Annotated in this window: 12 protein-coding genes; 2 read left to right on the plus strand and 10 right to left on the minus strand. The window is 62.9% G+C overall.

Going from position 1 to position 13,809, the window contains the following annotated elements:
* The first annotated feature begins 18 nt into the window (after window positions 1-18).
* Window positions 19-1,200 (plus strand): IS256 family transposase, encoded by a 1,182-nt coding sequence (locus tag SIL87_RS05845; RefSeq protein WP_319612316.1) that lies wholly within the window; start codon window positions 19-21, stop codon window positions 1,198-1,200.
* 40 nt (window positions 1,201-1,240) lie between these two features.
* On the opposite strand, the gene SIL87_RS05850 is transcribed toward SIL87_RS05845, so the two are convergent.
* The 6 genes from SIL87_RS05850 to SIL87_RS05875 form a co-directional block, all read right to left on the minus strand.
* Entirely contained in the window at window positions 1,241-1,903 is a 663-nt protein-coding gene (locus SIL87_RS05850; RefSeq protein ID WP_319613262.1) for an AIPR family protein, read from the minus strand.
* A 93-nt stretch (window positions 1,904-1,996) separates the two neighbouring features.
* A complete protein-coding gene (tnpC, locus tag SIL87_RS05855) occupies window positions 1,997-3,049 on the minus strand; it encodes an IS66 family transposase (protein WP_319613188.1) in 1,053 nt (350 codons plus the stop codon).
* 544 nt (window positions 3,050-3,593) lie between these two features.
* Window positions 3,594-4,235, minus strand: coding sequence for a hypothetical protein (locus tag SIL87_RS05860; protein WP_319613263.1), 642 nt, complete (start codon window positions 4,233-4,235; stop codon window positions 3,594-3,596).
* A 219-nt stretch (window positions 4,236-4,454) separates the two neighbouring features.
* Window positions 4,455-5,786, minus strand: coding sequence for an outer membrane protein assembly factor BamB family protein (locus SIL87_RS05865; RefSeq protein ID WP_319613264.1), 1,332 nt, complete (start codon window positions 5,784-5,786; stop codon window positions 4,455-4,457).
* A gap of 112 nt (window positions 5,787-5,898) precedes the next feature.
* Window positions 5,899-6,333, minus strand: coding sequence for a group I truncated hemoglobin (locus SIL87_RS05870; RefSeq protein WP_319613265.1), 435 nt, complete (start codon window positions 6,331-6,333; stop codon window positions 5,899-5,901).
* Window positions 6,334-6,547: 214 nt separating this feature from the next.
* The gene (locus SIL87_RS05875; protein WP_319613266.1) at window positions 6,548-6,745 is read right to left on the minus strand and encodes a hypothetical protein; all 198 of its coding nucleotides are present in this window, start codon (window positions 6,743-6,745) and stop codon (window positions 6,548-6,550) included.
* A 160-nt stretch (window positions 6,746-6,905) separates the two neighbouring features.
* Between SIL87_RS05875 and SIL87_RS05880 the strand changes: the two genes are divergently transcribed.
* A complete protein-coding gene (locus tag SIL87_RS05880; RefSeq protein ID WP_319613267.1) occupies window positions 6,906-7,778 on the plus strand; it encodes a DMT family transporter in 873 nt (290 codons plus the stop codon).
* 147 nt (window positions 7,779-7,925) lie between these two features.
* On the opposite strand, the gene SIL87_RS05885 is transcribed toward SIL87_RS05880, so the two are convergent.
* The 4 genes from SIL87_RS05885 to SIL87_RS05900 form a co-directional block, all read right to left on the minus strand.
* On the minus strand, window positions 7,926-8,813 hold the full coding sequence (locus SIL87_RS05885) for a 3-hydroxybutyryl-CoA dehydrogenase (protein WP_319613268.1): 888 nt from the start codon (window positions 8,811-8,813) through the stop codon (window positions 7,926-7,928).
* A 1-nt stretch (window position 8,814) separates the two neighbouring features.
* The gene (locus SIL87_RS05890; RefSeq protein WP_319613269.1) at window positions 8,815-9,750 is read right to left on the minus strand and encodes an FAD-binding protein; all 936 of its coding nucleotides are present in this window, start codon (window positions 9,748-9,750) and stop codon (window positions 8,815-8,817) included.
* A gap of 2 nt (window positions 9,751-9,752) precedes the next feature.
* On the minus strand, window positions 9,753-10,502 hold the full coding sequence (locus tag SIL87_RS05895; protein ID WP_319613270.1) for an electron transfer flavoprotein subunit beta/FixA family protein: 750 nt from the start codon (window positions 10,500-10,502) through the stop codon (window positions 9,753-9,755).
* Window positions 10,503-10,606: 104 nt separating this feature from the next.
* Window positions 10,607-13,795, minus strand: coding sequence for a YhdP family protein (locus SIL87_RS05900; protein ID WP_319613271.1), 3,189 nt, complete (start codon window positions 13,793-13,795; stop codon window positions 10,607-10,609).
* Window positions 13,796-13,809: the final 14 nt, after the last annotated feature.

Consider the following 13,809-nt stretch of genomic DNA (forward strand, 5'->3'; position numbering starts at 1 on the left):
CAACATGGAGACCGATGAATGGACGCCAAAAAGGATACGATTATCGAGGCACTTTTGGAACATCTGATCGAAAACGGCGCAGGCGATATCGCCACGGTATTTGCCAGGACCTTCGAACTCGCCATGCAGATCGAGCGCGAACGCTTCCTCCACGCCAGTCACTACGAGCGCAACCCCGATCGTCAGGGTTACGCCAATGGCTACAAGCCCAAGCGGATCGATACCCCGGCCGGGTCGATCACCGTCGATGTCCCCAAAACCGCCGGTCACGTGGGCGAACCCTTCTACCCACAGTCCCTCGAACGCGGCCGACGCTCGGTCCGCGCCGTCATGGTCGCCGTCGCCGAAATGTACATCAAAGGCGTCTCCACCCGCGACGTCGAGGCCGTCATGCGCGAATTCGGCATCGAAAGCCTCTCCTCCGCTCAGGTCAGCCGCGCCAGCAAGCTGCTCGATGACGAACTCGCCGCCTGGCGCACCCGACCCCTCGCCGAGATCCGCTACCTCATCCTCGACGCCAGATATGAAAAAATGCGCGATAATGGCGTCGTCCGCGATGCCGCCGTGCTCTCGGCCATCGGCATCGGACCCGATGAACGCCGCCGTGTCCTCGGCGTCTCGGTCGCCCTTTCCGAGGCCGAAGTCCATTGGCGTGCCTTCCTCGAAAGCCTCCATCAGCGTGGCCTGCGAGGCGTCGAATTCATCGTCTCCGATGACCATGCCGGATTGCACGCCGCACGCCGCGCCGTCTTCGGCGCCGCACACTGGCAACGATGCCAGTTCCACCTCGCCCAAAACGCCATCCACCACGCCCCCAACCACGCCATCCGCAAACGCATCGGCGCAGAACTCCGGACCGTCTGGAACGCAAATTCCCTCGCCGCTGCCCAGATCGCTCTCACAACCCTCGTCAATGCCTATCGCGACACCGCACCAAAGCTCGCCGATTGGCTCGAACGAAATATCCCCGAAGGCCTCACCGTCTTCACACTGCCAGAACCCCACCAGCGCCGGCTTCGCACTTCCAACCCCATGGAACGCGGCATCCAGCAGGAACTCAAACGCCGCACCACCAAAATCAGGGTCTTCCCCAACGAAGCCTCCCTCGAACGCCTCGTCAGCGCCGTCCTCGTCGAAATCGATGAAAAATGGGCCGCCGACACCAAGGGCTACATCAAGTGGGACTACCAGGATGCCTGACCCCCGCTCGCCCTATTTTCCAGACATCAGGTTGCTCAATCTAAACATCGTTATCTTTGATGAGAGATGACGGTCTGGCACGGGCGTTGTCTGGCTCTCCTCTAAAAAGTGTCATCATTGCCTGCGCCAAGAGATTGATACTAACAATTTTGTTTACGGGCTTACCCTCATTCTTGTAGAAATTCTTTCTTCTATCGTAAAATAATTCATTCATCTTGAGAACGTGCTCAATATCCCTCTGAACCTTGTCAGTTGCCCGAAGCGAGGCAAGGAGCACAGGATTCTGGTTGTTTGTAGCTTTAATTATCCGATCCCGTATTTCTTCATCTTCCGACGCAACAACTTTAACCATTACTGTCCTTTGGTCATCCTCATGATGTTCCTGAAAATAAAGAGAGATTTGAGAGCTCGTTTGAAGTCCATTCACAATTTGCGGATTTTCTACAGTGATAATTGAACCAGACGAATTTGCTCGCGAAGCTATTATTGTCACGCCATTATTAAACCACCAAAAATCATCTTCCTTATTCCCTTTAAGGGTCTCTTCAATTTCATCATTTACCTCAGTTGATCCTTGATAATCTCGAACATTGGCCTCGAAAAGATCCGCCCGAACTGCGTTTCCACCGCCGCACAAAAATTTATAAAAATCAGATAGTTTGACTAATGAAATATATCCGCTCGTCCCATTTAGAGATTGCACGAATTTCATATTAAAGGATTGAGTTGGCCGCGTTTGTGCAAGTGTTAAAAGATCTCGTGCACCCCAGAAAAGTAACCGTTCACACCCCCCGGGTCAGACCGCTACCTGGGCAGGGATTGTGGGCAGCAGATTGTTAGCTCGTGCGGCGGTGATGAGGGCGCAGGCATAGGCCCATGGATCAGTGCCACGCTTGCGGCAGGTGTCAATGACGCTGAGCGCGGCGGCATAGAACCGGCTCCCTTCATCGGATCGCGTGCCAAAGCTGATGCGCCTCGAGATCACCGCGTGGCGGAGCGCACGTTCGGCATCATTGTTGGTGGGCGGTAAATCCCGATCGGCGACGAAGGCGACCACTGCGTCCCAGTCATTGAGGATTTCACCTGCCAGCCCGCGAACTTTCGCATCGATCTCATGGCGATTGCATTGACAGTTCCATTTGATGCTCGCGGTCAGGCGCTTGATGGCGGCGGGGTCGTCGCCGTCATGCACGCGCTCGATCAGGCGGCGCAGATCGCGGACCAGATCGCTGCCGAAGCCTGATCCCGCGCCGTAATGCCCCTCTGCCAGCGCGCGGGCCTTACGGATCAGGTGCGCCAGACATCTCTGGCGGCGTGGATGATCGCGATAGGCACCGTAACCGTCGGTGACGAGCCAACCCAGAAAGGCCTCGCCGATCAGCGCGGCCAATTCGCAGTGCTTGCGGCTGCCGATCCGATAGACGATCGTGGTTGCCGTCACCGCAACCCAGAGCCACAGCAGACTTGCCTTTTGATACCACGGGGTTTCGTCGAGATGGACGATGTCAGCCGCACGCACATCTTCGATCAATTGCTCGACCACGGGTTCGCTCGCCAGACCGAATTCGTGAATGCAGCGTTCGATGGTGGCAATCCCGAGCTCAACGCCCAGCCAGTCAGCCAGGAATTCAGCGATCTTGACGCGCGAGAGGCGGAAACGCAGCGACAGCGCCGCGATGAAGGTGGCGAGCATCGGGCCAACCAGGCAGCGCTCGCTCATCAGCAGGTCGCGCCGGCGCCCCTCGACATGTGAGCACAGTCCGGTTGCGGGGCGTGCGATGGTCTCGTGGCCACAGTCGCAGCGTATCGCCAGATAGCAATGTTTCGTGGCTGCGACATGAAGGCTCATGTCGCCGCGGGTGAGTTCAAAGCTCAGATGAGCGCTGACTTGGCGGCTTTGCGAGACGGTGGAAGATCCGAAAACTGCACGGCATGCGTCGCACGCTGTCGGCGCATGCAGGAGTTCACCGCTGACTATAATCGGCAACCGGCGCCAAAACCCTTTCGTCCCTGGCCGTTTGCCGGCCGGCTTGGGTCCAGGGTTGCCGGCGGAAGCGTTGCCGCCCGGCGCGGAACCACCACCCCCATCGGTTTTGTCGTCCCGGTCGGAGCGCTCAGAACTTTGCCCGCTCTTGGTGTTACGCCGGTAGGGATTGTCGCTGGAAGGCGGACGGGAACTGGTTGTTGAATCCTCGCCGGCATGGTTTGCCAGCGCTCGCGCCAATTCATGTAAATCCCAGGTCAGTTCTTCAAGCTCGACGCGCGACATCGCAGATAAATCAGTACGTTTAATGTCTTTCAGGCCGGGGATTCTCTGACGGGGCATCAGAATCGTAGAGTCCGGTTCGGGTGGAAAAGCAAGCCCAGCCTTTCGACATTTTACCGGCCGTTGGCTAACGCTTCATTCGAGGCAAGAAAGGGGGGGTGTGAATGGTTACCCAGAAAAGTACTTCGACTACTGCCTCCTCGAACAACGATCGCGCAACCTGCTTGAGTTCATCGGCTTTTAACCGAAGGTTCTGGTGGACATCCCCTGTAGATCGTTTAGCTGCGTAAATGTATTTGATTTTGAGGGTCGGAAATTTGGCGGCAAGCCGTCGATAGGTCTTTCTAAAAATATCCGCTTTTGCTTTCACTTCACTATTATATTGAGGCAAATTACCGTATTCTTCTGATAAAGATAGCAAGTGACGTGAGGCAGAAATAAGATTGTTTAACGCAGATTCAGAAAATCCGTTAGCAGACTTACTTTGTATAATTATAAGTTCGACATCGGGTGCCTTCTTGGGGATTTGAAATGAAATCTCTTCGTCAACCAATTCACCATTCATGAACGTGTAGATGGCGTCAACGCCACCGTCGTGTTCCCCGTCAACAATACCGTTTTCAATTTCTTCGTATGAAAGTTCAAATTCCTTCACCGCCTGCTCAGCGGTAAAAATTTCAAAGTATTCGTTCGGAGATTTTTCGGGTGCGATCTCTGATCGCTTTGCTTCAAGCACGTCGTTGAGAATAATTTCGGCATTTCCCGACATGAAATATAAGCCTCCAATTTTTCACCCACCTATCAGATATTGCATTTAGAAGGCAAGATGATCATCAGCTTATCAGGTCATGACTCCCTAATTTTCGGTCAACGTCCCTATCCCCTTCCATCGGTATCAAACGGAAAGCAGGGCTGCTGCCTGCACATGGCCGTTAGAAAGTTTTTTGCTTCTTTTTTACAAAAAAGAAGCGCTTGCTTCCTTTCCTCCTTACTTCGCCCCATCGATCTTCACCGTATAGATCGTGCCGTTGCGGCCGGCGGCGAATAGGTGGTTGTTGATGATGACGGGGCCGTCCGGGGAGATTGAGGTGGCGGCGAGGGGGATGGTTTTTTCGGTGGCGCCGGTGGTTTCGTTGAGGATGTGGATGTCGCCGTGGATGTCGGCGACGTAGACTTTGTGGTTCAGGATGGCGGGGGCGCCTTTGACTCCGGTGCCGAGGTGGTTTTGCCAGAGTTTTCGCCCGGATTTCAGGCTGTAGGCGTAGACGCTCATGGTGTAGGGGCTGCCGACGAAGGCTTTGCCGTCGGCGATGGTGGGGGTTCCCGAGGTGTCGCCGGTTTGTTGGGGGCCGCCGCCGAGGAGGTTTTTCCAGAGCAAGATGCCCATGGTGTTGAAGCCGTAGATGAACTGGAATCGCGGCTGGTTGGTGATGTGGTAGGTGGCGCGTTCCTCGCGGGTGAGTTGGCCTGCGGATTTGACGGCGGTGATGACGATGCGGGTTTTGCCTGCGGAATCCGGGCCGACGGCGGGGGGGATATCGGTGAAGGAGCCGTAATCCATGAACATCCAGGCGATGGAGCGGTGGGCGAGGTTGATGGCGACGAGGCTGTTGTCGGCGCCGACATAGATGCGGTTGCCGTCGAGGGCGGGGGAGGACATGCTGTCCCATTCCGGGAGGCGGAGGTGCCAGTCGAGCAGGCCGGAGCGGGCGTCGAGCGCGTCGAAGTGGCCATCGCCGGTGGCGACGTAGATCATGCCGTTGTCGATGACGGGGGTGGGCATGACTTCGCCGGCGGTGGGGAAATTCCAGATGATGGCGCCGGTGCGGGCGGAGAGGGCGAGGACGCCGCTGTGGCCGGTGCCACGGACATCCCGCGCGTCGAAGTATTTGTTGCCGTAGCCGGCGTAGAGGATGCCGTTGGCGTAGACGATGTCGGACATCACCTGGTTGGGGGTTTTGGTTTGCCAGAAGCGTTTGCCGGTGGCGACGGTGAAGGCGGTGATGCTGCCTTTGGTGCGGCCGGTGATGTTGCCGATATAGAGGCGGCCGTGGACGATGACCGGGTTCGAGGCGATCGAGCCGCCGACCGGGAAGCTGGGGGCGGTGGTTGTGGATGTGGGGTGGGGGTTGGCGAAGACGGCGTTGTGGGTGGGGCCGCCGCGATATTGGGTCCAGGCTTTCGGGCCGTCGATGATGCCGGAGCGGGCGGGGTAGGCGTGGGCGCAGGGTGGGACGGCGAGTGCGAGGGCGATTGGGACGGTCAGGCGGAACAGCCCCTGTGCCTTGTGGCGGCGCAGGGGGGGTGGGGTGGTGGTCACGCGCGATCTCCCTGAGGTCTGGCTGGGGATCGTGCGGTTTCGCCCATCCCCCGGGACCGCAGATATGGGGCGTGCGGGCCGGGGGGTGGGTTAAACTTCGGTCAGGCGGGGGTTATTTGGTGACGATTTCGGGTTCCATCGCGGCGAGTTTGGCGAGGAGGTTGTTCTGGGCGGCGGTAGGGATTTGTTGTTCGTCCATCGCGTGGATCATGTCTTCGGCGAGGGCATTGAAGGCGTTTTGGGTGACGCCCATGTTTTTGTGGATGGCGCGCATGCTCATGTCGAAGGTGCAGGGGCCGCCTTCAAGGTTGCAGACCTGTTCAACGAGGGCGGCTTTGAGGGCGGGGATGTTGGTGTGGGCGAAGTAGAAGTTGATGCGTTTGTCGGCGGCGACGTTGCCGACGAACTGGTTGATCAGGGCGGTGATGCCGGGTTTGCCGCCGAAATCGTGGTAATAGCTGGAGGCGGCCTGGGCGGGGGTGGCGGCGGCGAGGCCGATGGCGAGGGTGATGGCGCCGGTGAGGAGGGTGGTGCGGAATTTGGTCATGGGTGTTCCTGATACAGTTTAGGGGTTACGGCGGGCGCGCAAGGGGGCGGGAGTTGAAGTCATGATGAGGGGAGGGTGAATGAAAAATCCGGTTTGGTGAGGTCTGGACTGTTCATTTCGGCATCGTTGCGCGCAGGGATTGCTCCGTCGGGGAGTTGTGACGGTAATACGAGGGCGAGGCGCGATTGGATGCAGGGGGGTGGATAAAGACGGGTTATGCGCCGATGGCGAGGGCGAAGCCGATGGTTGCGGCGGCGGTGATGATCAGGGCTCCAGCGATGGCGAGGATGGTGACGGAGCGGGGTATGTCGGTCGCGCGTTCGGGGGTTCGCGGGTCCCAGCGGGGGGACGGGCGGATGAAAACGTTGTCGACCAGTGCCCGCAATTGGGCGACGGTTCCGTCGAACGGCATCTTGTACGCCCTCTATGTGGAATTTTTGTGACGCATAGATAATGCTTTCGGAATATGCAACGGTTTTTTTTGAAACAATCTGTCGGGTGGGTTCGTGGGCGTGAGCAGGGTTGCGCGGGGGCGGGCTTGCGGGCGCGCGGGGGTTCGCGTTGATGGCGGCATGAGTGTGCGGATGGAGAGCGGGCGGTTGCCGTCGCCGGTGCTGGTGTTGATGTTCATGACGGTGCTGTGGGGCGGGACGTTTCTGGTCACGCGGACGGCGCTGCATTTCATCGGGCCTTATGCGTTTGTCGGGCTGCGGTTCGGGGTGGCGGCGGTGGTGGTGGCGCTGGTGGTGCGGCCGCATCCGGCGGGGTTTCAGCGGCGGGAGCTGATCGGCGGGGCGGTGGTCGGGCTGGTGCTGTATTTCGGCTACGGGTTGCAGGCGGTGGGGCTTAAGACGGTGGCGAGCGGGGAGTCGGCGTTTCTGACCGCGCTTTATGTGCCGATGGTGCCGTTGCTGGAGTTTGTTGTGTTTCGGCGGCGTCCGGGCGGTGTGGCGCTGGCGGGGGTGGTGCTTGCGTTTGTCGGGCTGGTGCTGGTTTCGGGGGTTTCGCTCGGGCATGTGACGATCGGGCCGGGGCAGTGGCTGACGCTGGGCGGAGCGTTTGCGGCGGCGGTGGAGATCGTGCTGATCAGCCGGTCGTCGCGGTTGACCGATCCGCGGCGGATTGCGCTGGTGCAATTGGTGACGGTGGCGGTGCTGTCGCTCGGGACCGAGGCGGTGCGGGGCGGGGCGATGGTGAGTTTCGCGTGGTTTCCGGTGCTGGCGGTGCTGGGGATGGGGCTGGTGACGGCGTTCATCATGGTGGCGCAGAACTGGGCGCAGCGGAGTGTGCCGGCCAACCGGGCCACTTTGATCTATGCGCTGGAGCCGGTGTGGGCCGGGGTGATCGGGGCGTCGTTCGGGGAGGTGTTCGGGGTGGGGCAGGTGGTTGGCGGGGCGATGATCATCGGCAGCGTGGTGCTGAGCCAGTGGCGGGGGCGGGAGTAGGGAAGGCTTCTTTTTTTGCAAAAAAAGAAGCAAAAAAACTCTGATTTCGTTTGGTCCGTGACCCTCGTGCGCCCGTGCATCAGATTACAGAAGTTTTTTGCTTCTTTTTTTCAAAAAAGAAGAACTTCCTTAACTATATCCCGGTATCTACCGCGTTGGGACCGGCGGATTGCTTGAATAATCGTAGAAGCCGCGTCCGGTTTTGCGGCCGAGCCAGCCGGCGGCGACGTAGTTTATCAGGAGCGGGCAGGGGCGGTATTTGTCGTCGCCGAGGCCGTGGTGGAGGACGCGCATGACGTCGAGCACGATGTCGAGGCCGACGAAATCGGCGAGGGTGAGCGGGCCCATCGGGTGGGCGGCGCCGAGTTTCATGCCCTGATCGATCGAGGTGATGGTGCCGATGCCTTCGTGGAGGGCGAAGATGGCTTCGTTGATCATCGGGACCAGGATGCGGTTGACGATGAAGCCGGAGAAATCGGCGGCGAGGATGGTGGTTTTGCCCATGCGGGCGGCGAGGGCTTCGACGGCGTCGAGCGTGGGTCTGGAGGTGGCGAGGCCGCTGATGATTTCGACCAGTTTCATCATCGGGACCGGGTTGAAGAAGTGCATGCCGACGAAGCGGTCCGGGATGGTGCTGGCGGTGCCGAGGGTGGTGATCGAGATCGAGGAGGTGTTGGAGGCGAGGATGGCGTGGGGCGCGAGATGGGGCAGGATCTGGGCGTAGACCGCGCGTTTGATGTCTTCGCGTTCGGGGACGGCTTCGATCACGATGTCGCAGGTGGCGAAGGCGTCGTGGGTGGTCGAGGGGGTAATGCGGGCGAGGGCGGCGTCGCGCGCGGCGGCGTCGATCGTGGATTTTTCGACCTGGCGGGCGAGGTTTTTCGCCATTGTCGCGAGGCTTTTGTCGAGCACCGGGCGGGCGGTGTCGACCAGGACGATATCGAGCCCGGCGAGGGCGGCGACATGGGCGATGCCGTTGCCCATGGCGCCCGCGCCGAGGATGCCGACGCGCTGGATTGGCGTGGGACTGCTCATGTCAGCCGAGTTCCTTCTGGAGTTCGGGCAGGATGGTGAAGAGGTCGCCGACCAGGCCGTAATCGGCGATCTGGAAGATCGGTGCGTCTTCATCCTTGTTGATCGCGACGATGACTTTGGAATCCTTCATGCCCGCGAGATGCTGGATCGCGCCCGAGATGCCGACCGCCATATAGAGGTCGGGGGCGACGATTTTTCCGGTCTGGCCGACCTGATAATCGTTGGGGACGAACCCGGCATCGACCGCCGCGCGCGAGGCGCCGACCGCAGCGTGGAGTTGGTCGGCGATCGGGTCGAGCAGTTTGGTGAAATTATCGCCGTTCTGCATGCCGCGGCCGCCGGAGATGACGATGCGGGCGGCGGTGAGTTCGGGGCGCTCGCTTTTCGAGAGTTCGGCGCTGACGAATTTGGATTTGTCGTTGGTCGTGCCGGATTCGATGGCCTCGATCGGGGCGGTGCCGCCGGTGGCGGGGGCGGGGTCGAAGCTCGCGGCGCGGACCGTGATGAGTTTTCGGGTGTCCGAGGATTTGACCGTGGCCAGGGCGTTGCCGGCGTAGATCGGGCGGATGAAGGTGTCGGCGTCGATCACGTCGGAGATGTCGCTGATCGGCTGGACGTCGAGCAGGGCGGCGGCGCGGGGCATGACGTTCTTGCCGATCGCGGTGGAGGCGGCGAGGATGTGGCTGTAATCGGGGGCGAGCTTGACCAGCAGGTCGGCCAGCGGCTCGGCGAGGGCATTTGCGTAGGCGGCGTTGTCGGCGACCAGAACCTTAGCGACGCCTTCGATCGCGGCGGCGGCCTTTGCGGCTTCGGCGAGGTTTTCGCCGGCGATCAGGGCATGGACGGTGCCGAGTTTGACGGCGGCGGCGACCGCGCTGCGGGCGGGCTGCTTGATGCCGTGGGAATCGTGGTCGAGCAGAACCAGAACCTGGGACATGATCAGATCACCTTCGCTTCGTTGCGGAGTTTTTCGACGAGTTCGTGGACCGAGCCGACCTTGATGCCGGCCTGCCGCTTCGGCGGGTCCATGACTTTGAGCGTGGTCAGGCGCGGGGCCGGATCGATGCCGAGATCGGCGGGTTTGATGGTCTCGATCGGCTTTTTGCGCGCCTTCATGATGTTGGGCAGCGAGGCGTAGCGCGGCTCGTTAAGGCGGAGGTCGGCGGTGACCACGGCGGGGAGGGTCAAGGCGATGGTCTCCAGCCCCCCGTCGATCTCGCGGATGACGGTGATGGTTTCGCCGTCGATCGCGATTTTGCTGGCGAAGGTGCCTTGCGGCCAGCCGAGCAGGGCGGCGAGCATCTGGCCGGTGGCGTTCATGTCGTCATCGATCGCCTGCTTGCCCATGATGATGAGGCCGGGCTGTTCGCGGTCGGCCAGGGCCTTGAGCAGTTTTGCGACGGCGAGGGGCTGCAATTCCGCGTCGGTCTCGACCAGAATGCCGCGATCCGCGCCCATGGCGAGGGCGGTGCGCAGGGTTTCCTGACAGGCGGCGATGCCGAGCGAGACCGCGACGATTTCGGTGGCGATGCCTTTTTCCTTGAGACGGACCGCTTCCTCGACCGCGATTTCATCGAACGGGTTCATCGACATTTTGACGCCCGCGAGTTCGACCCCGGAATGATCGGATTTGACCCGGACCTTCACGTTGTAATCGACGACGCGCTTGACGGGGACGAGGAGCTTCATGGGTTCACCGTTCGGTTGGTGTTTATGCAGGTGTGTGACCGTTGGATGATCTATTGGTGCCTGCGCCGCAAGTCAATCATTAGGGACGGTTCATGCCCTATACGTTATGGCTTGCGGGCGGGCTTGCGGGCGGGTTTGGCGCGTTTCATGTCGTCGCCGAAAAGCTCCCGCAGGATGCCGGGGGTCAGCACCGAGAGCGGGTTGACCGAGATTTTCGGTTTCGCGAAGGGGCCGGACACGCTGTAGCGGGCGGCGAACAGGCCGCTGCCTTTTTCGGGGCTGAACACCTTGCCGACCAGCGGGATTTTGCCGAGCAGGGCATTGAGCAGATAGGCCGGGACGATGGTGCCCGAGAGGTCGTAGCGCCGTGTCGCGAGGTCGATGCTGCCGGTCGCGGTGAAGCCGATCGAGGAGGAATGGGCGCGTCCGCTGCCGAGGCGCACGATCGGGCCGGTGACGGTGAAGGGGGCGACCAGCCTGGTCATCGCGAGTCCCGGCCCGGAGAGCGCCGCCGGGACGCCGTAAAGGGTGAGGCCCTGCAGCACCTTGGCCATCACCGGGGCGTGGCGCAGGCGAAAGCCGGTCATCACCGCGCGGCCTGTGGTGGTGGCACCCCGGGTTTTTGTGGTGAGATGGAGCTTGCCGCCCGCGATGTCCGTGGTGGTGCCGGCGGCGGCGAACAGGGCGCCGGCATCGTTCGCGGTGAGATTGATCGCGGGGTCGCCCGCCGGGCGGGTGAGGGCGAAGCGGGTGCGTTTGGTGCCGGTGCCGATCGTGCCGTGGGCGGTCAGCAGATCGGCCTCGTTGCCGGTGGCGTCGAGTTGCACCGCGCCGAGCAGCGGGGCGGGGGATTTGTCAAGGCGGAGGCGGGCGAAGCCTGCGGTAATTCGCCACGGCAGGGAGGATGACGGCCCGGGCGGCAGGGCGGCATGCGGCGGCGGTGCGGGGGTTGGGCTGACGGCGTTGAGCGCGGCGGCGATGTCGAGCATGGGGCCGTTCAGCACCAGATGCCACGGCGCGCCGGGACGGGCGGGCGGGGTCAGGCTGCCATCCGCCGAGGTGCCGCCGAGCCGTGCGGCGCTGATCGCAAGGGTGCGGCCCTCGCTGATGCCGTGCAGGGCGAGCGCGGGGCCGGTCACGTCGATCCGGCGCACCCCGACCGGGCTGCCGTGGCGCAGATCGAGCCCGATCCGCGCGGCGCCCTTTTGTCCGGCGAATTTGCGCCAGCCGAGCCGGGGCAGGGCGAGGGCGACCGGGGTGAGATCGGCATCGAGGTCGAGCGAGCCGCGCCCGGCATCGTCGCGATACTCGATGGCCAGCGGGGCGGCACCGGATTGCCAGATTGCGGTTGGCGCGCCGAGCCGGGCGAGCAGGGTGCGTCCGGCGATGGTGTGGGCGGTCAGGGTGAAGGCCCCGTCCGGCAGGGCCATCGCGGCGGCGAATGATGCCCGGCGGTCGGCGAGATCGCCCGCGCCGTGCAAGGCGAGATGTTTGAGCGAGGCGGAGAGGGCGAGATTGCCCCGGTCGAGGGCGAGGCCCGCGACCGGCAGGGGCAGATGGAGATCGGTAATATCGGCGATGGCGGCGAGGTGGACATCATTGAGGACGAGGTGTTTTTTCAGGGGCAACCCGGCATCGATCGCGGCGGTGAGGTGGCCGCGCATGCCGGTGAGCGCGATGCCGTGGGTGGCGAGGCGCAGCGGCGGGGCATCGAGCAGGGGCACCGCATCGGCCGCGTTGCCGGTGAGCGTCGCGGCGACGCCGGCATTCTGGTCGTGATGGGTCAGGGCGCTGATCGTCATGGTGCCGCGAAGGGCAAGGCGGCCAAGCTGGCCTGAGGTCGCGTGGATCACCAGAATGTCGCGGTCGAGAAAGTCGAGCGTGCCGGCGAGGCGGGTCATCGGCACGGCGTGTTTGAACCAGTCGAGCGTGACGCCGGAGGCGGTGAAATTGCCGGTGAAATCATCGAGGCGCGGGGTGCCGTCCGCTCCCGCGAGGGTGAAGGCCGCGTGGAACCGCCCGTTTTGCGCGAGGCCGGCGGGGATGTGGTTGAGGATGTATTTGCGCGTGTTGTGGACGATTCCCGCCGGCCAGTCCGCCGCCAGATCGGGGGCGGTGACGTGATCGACCGTGGCATCGAGCCCGCCCGCGAGCGATCCGGTGAGGTCGAGCGTGCCGGTCAGGCGAGCCGTGGTGGTCCGGCTGGTGGTGCCGAGGGCGATGCGGGCGGCATCGAGCGTGGCGCGGGTGGGGGTCGCGGTCATGGCGAGGTCGATGCGGCGGATCGGGACCTTGGTGCCGGTGACGATGATATGTCCAGCGCCGGCCTGCAGGATGAAGTGTGCCCGCGCCGGGGCGGTGCTGCCGATCGGCCAGGATGCGGTCAGGGTGAGCGGCAGATCGAGCGGCTGGGCCGCGGCCTCGCCGGGGGCGAAGCGCGCGGGGATGACCGGGCCGAGGGTCGCGGTGACGTGGCCGAGGCCTTCATGGCCGGCGATGGTGATCCGCAGCCTGACCGGTCCGCTGGCGCGCTGCGCGGGGCGGGGCGCGAAATCGGCGGTCGCCTCGCCGGCGATCACCCCGGCCCTGGTGCGGGTGAGATCGAGTCTGCCGTCGCTCGCGGCCATGCCGAAACCGCGCGCGCGGTCATCGAGGATGAGATGCGCCGCGCCGATCCGGATGGCGCGCAGATCGGCGAGGTCGAGCCCGCCCTGCCCGGGTGCGCGGCTCAACCGGGCGATCAGCGCGCCCAGCGCGCGGGGGAACGAGGCGATGTCGGCGATCGGGTTGCTCGTGGAGCCATTGTTTGGGGCGCCGGTGCTCGTTGAGTTGGTGCCCGGGATGGCCGGGATCACGGTGGGGCGAAGGATGATTTCGGTATGGCGGGCGGCGATGCGGATCGGCGCGATCCGGCCTTTCAGTAAGGCGAGCGGGGCGAGGGTGACGCGCAGGCGCGAGATCCGCGCCGCCACCGTGCCGCTCTGGCCGAGGATCGCGATGTTCGACAGGCGCAGATCGATCGGCGCACCGCCTTTGTTGAAGCCTTCCCAGGCGAGGTCCGCCGCCCCGATGGTCACGTCGATCCCGGGCATGGCGCGGCTGGCGGCCAGCGCGATCCGGCTGGCGAGCGGCGGCAGATCGACCGGGCCGCGCGAGAGCCGCCACGCCGCCGCGCCGGCGAGGAGCAGGAGCACCAGCGCCAGCGTGCCGATGGTGCGCAGGATGTGATGCCCCGCCTGGCCAGCCGCGATGCCGGCGCGGCGCGCGTGCCCTTGACGAAACCAGTGCCTCATCGAAGACTGTGCCG

It is taken from the genome of Acidiphilium acidophilum, assembly GCF_033842475.1.
In the GTDB taxonomy this organism is placed as follows: Bacteria; Pseudomonadota; Alphaproteobacteria; order Acetobacterales; family Acetobacteraceae; genus Acidiphilium; species Acidiphilium acidophilum.

Coding starts and splice junctions, on each gene's coding strand:
- SIL87_RS05845 (WP_319612316.1), top strand. CDS start 19: ATGGACGCCAAAAAGGATACGATTATCGAGGCACTTTTGGAACATCTG.
- tnpC (WP_319613188.1), bottom strand. CDS start 3,049: ATGAGCCTTCATGTCGCAGCCACGAAACATTGCTATCTGGCGATACGC.
- SIL87_RS05860 (WP_319613263.1), bottom strand. CDS start 4,235: ATGTCGGGAAATGCCGAAATTATTCTCAACGACGTGCTTGAAGCAAAG.
- SIL87_RS05870 (WP_319613265.1), bottom strand. CDS start 6,333: ATGACCAAATTCCGCACCACCCTCCTCACCGGCGCCATCACCCTCGCC.
- SIL87_RS05875 (WP_319613266.1), bottom strand. CDS start 6,745: ATGCCGTTCGACGGAACCGTCGCCCAATTGCGGGCACTGGTCGACAAC.
- SIL87_RS05880 (WP_319613267.1), top strand. CDS start 6,906: ATGAGTGTGCGGATGGAGAGCGGGCGGTTGCCGTCGCCGGTGCTGGTG.
- SIL87_RS05885 (WP_319613268.1), bottom strand. CDS start 8,813: ATGAGCAGTCCCACGCCAATCCAGCGCGTCGGCATCCTCGGCGCGGGC.
- SIL87_RS05890 (WP_319613269.1), bottom strand. CDS start 9,750: ATGTCCCAGGTTCTGGTTCTGCTCGACCACGATTCCCACGGCATCAAG.
- SIL87_RS05895 (WP_319613270.1), bottom strand. CDS start 10,502: ATGAAGCTCCTCGTCCCCGTCAAGCGCGTCGTCGATTACAACGTGAAG.
- SIL87_RS05900 (WP_319613271.1), bottom strand. CDS start 13,795: ATGAGGCACTGGTTTCGTCAAGGGCACGCGCGCCGCGCCGGCATCGCG.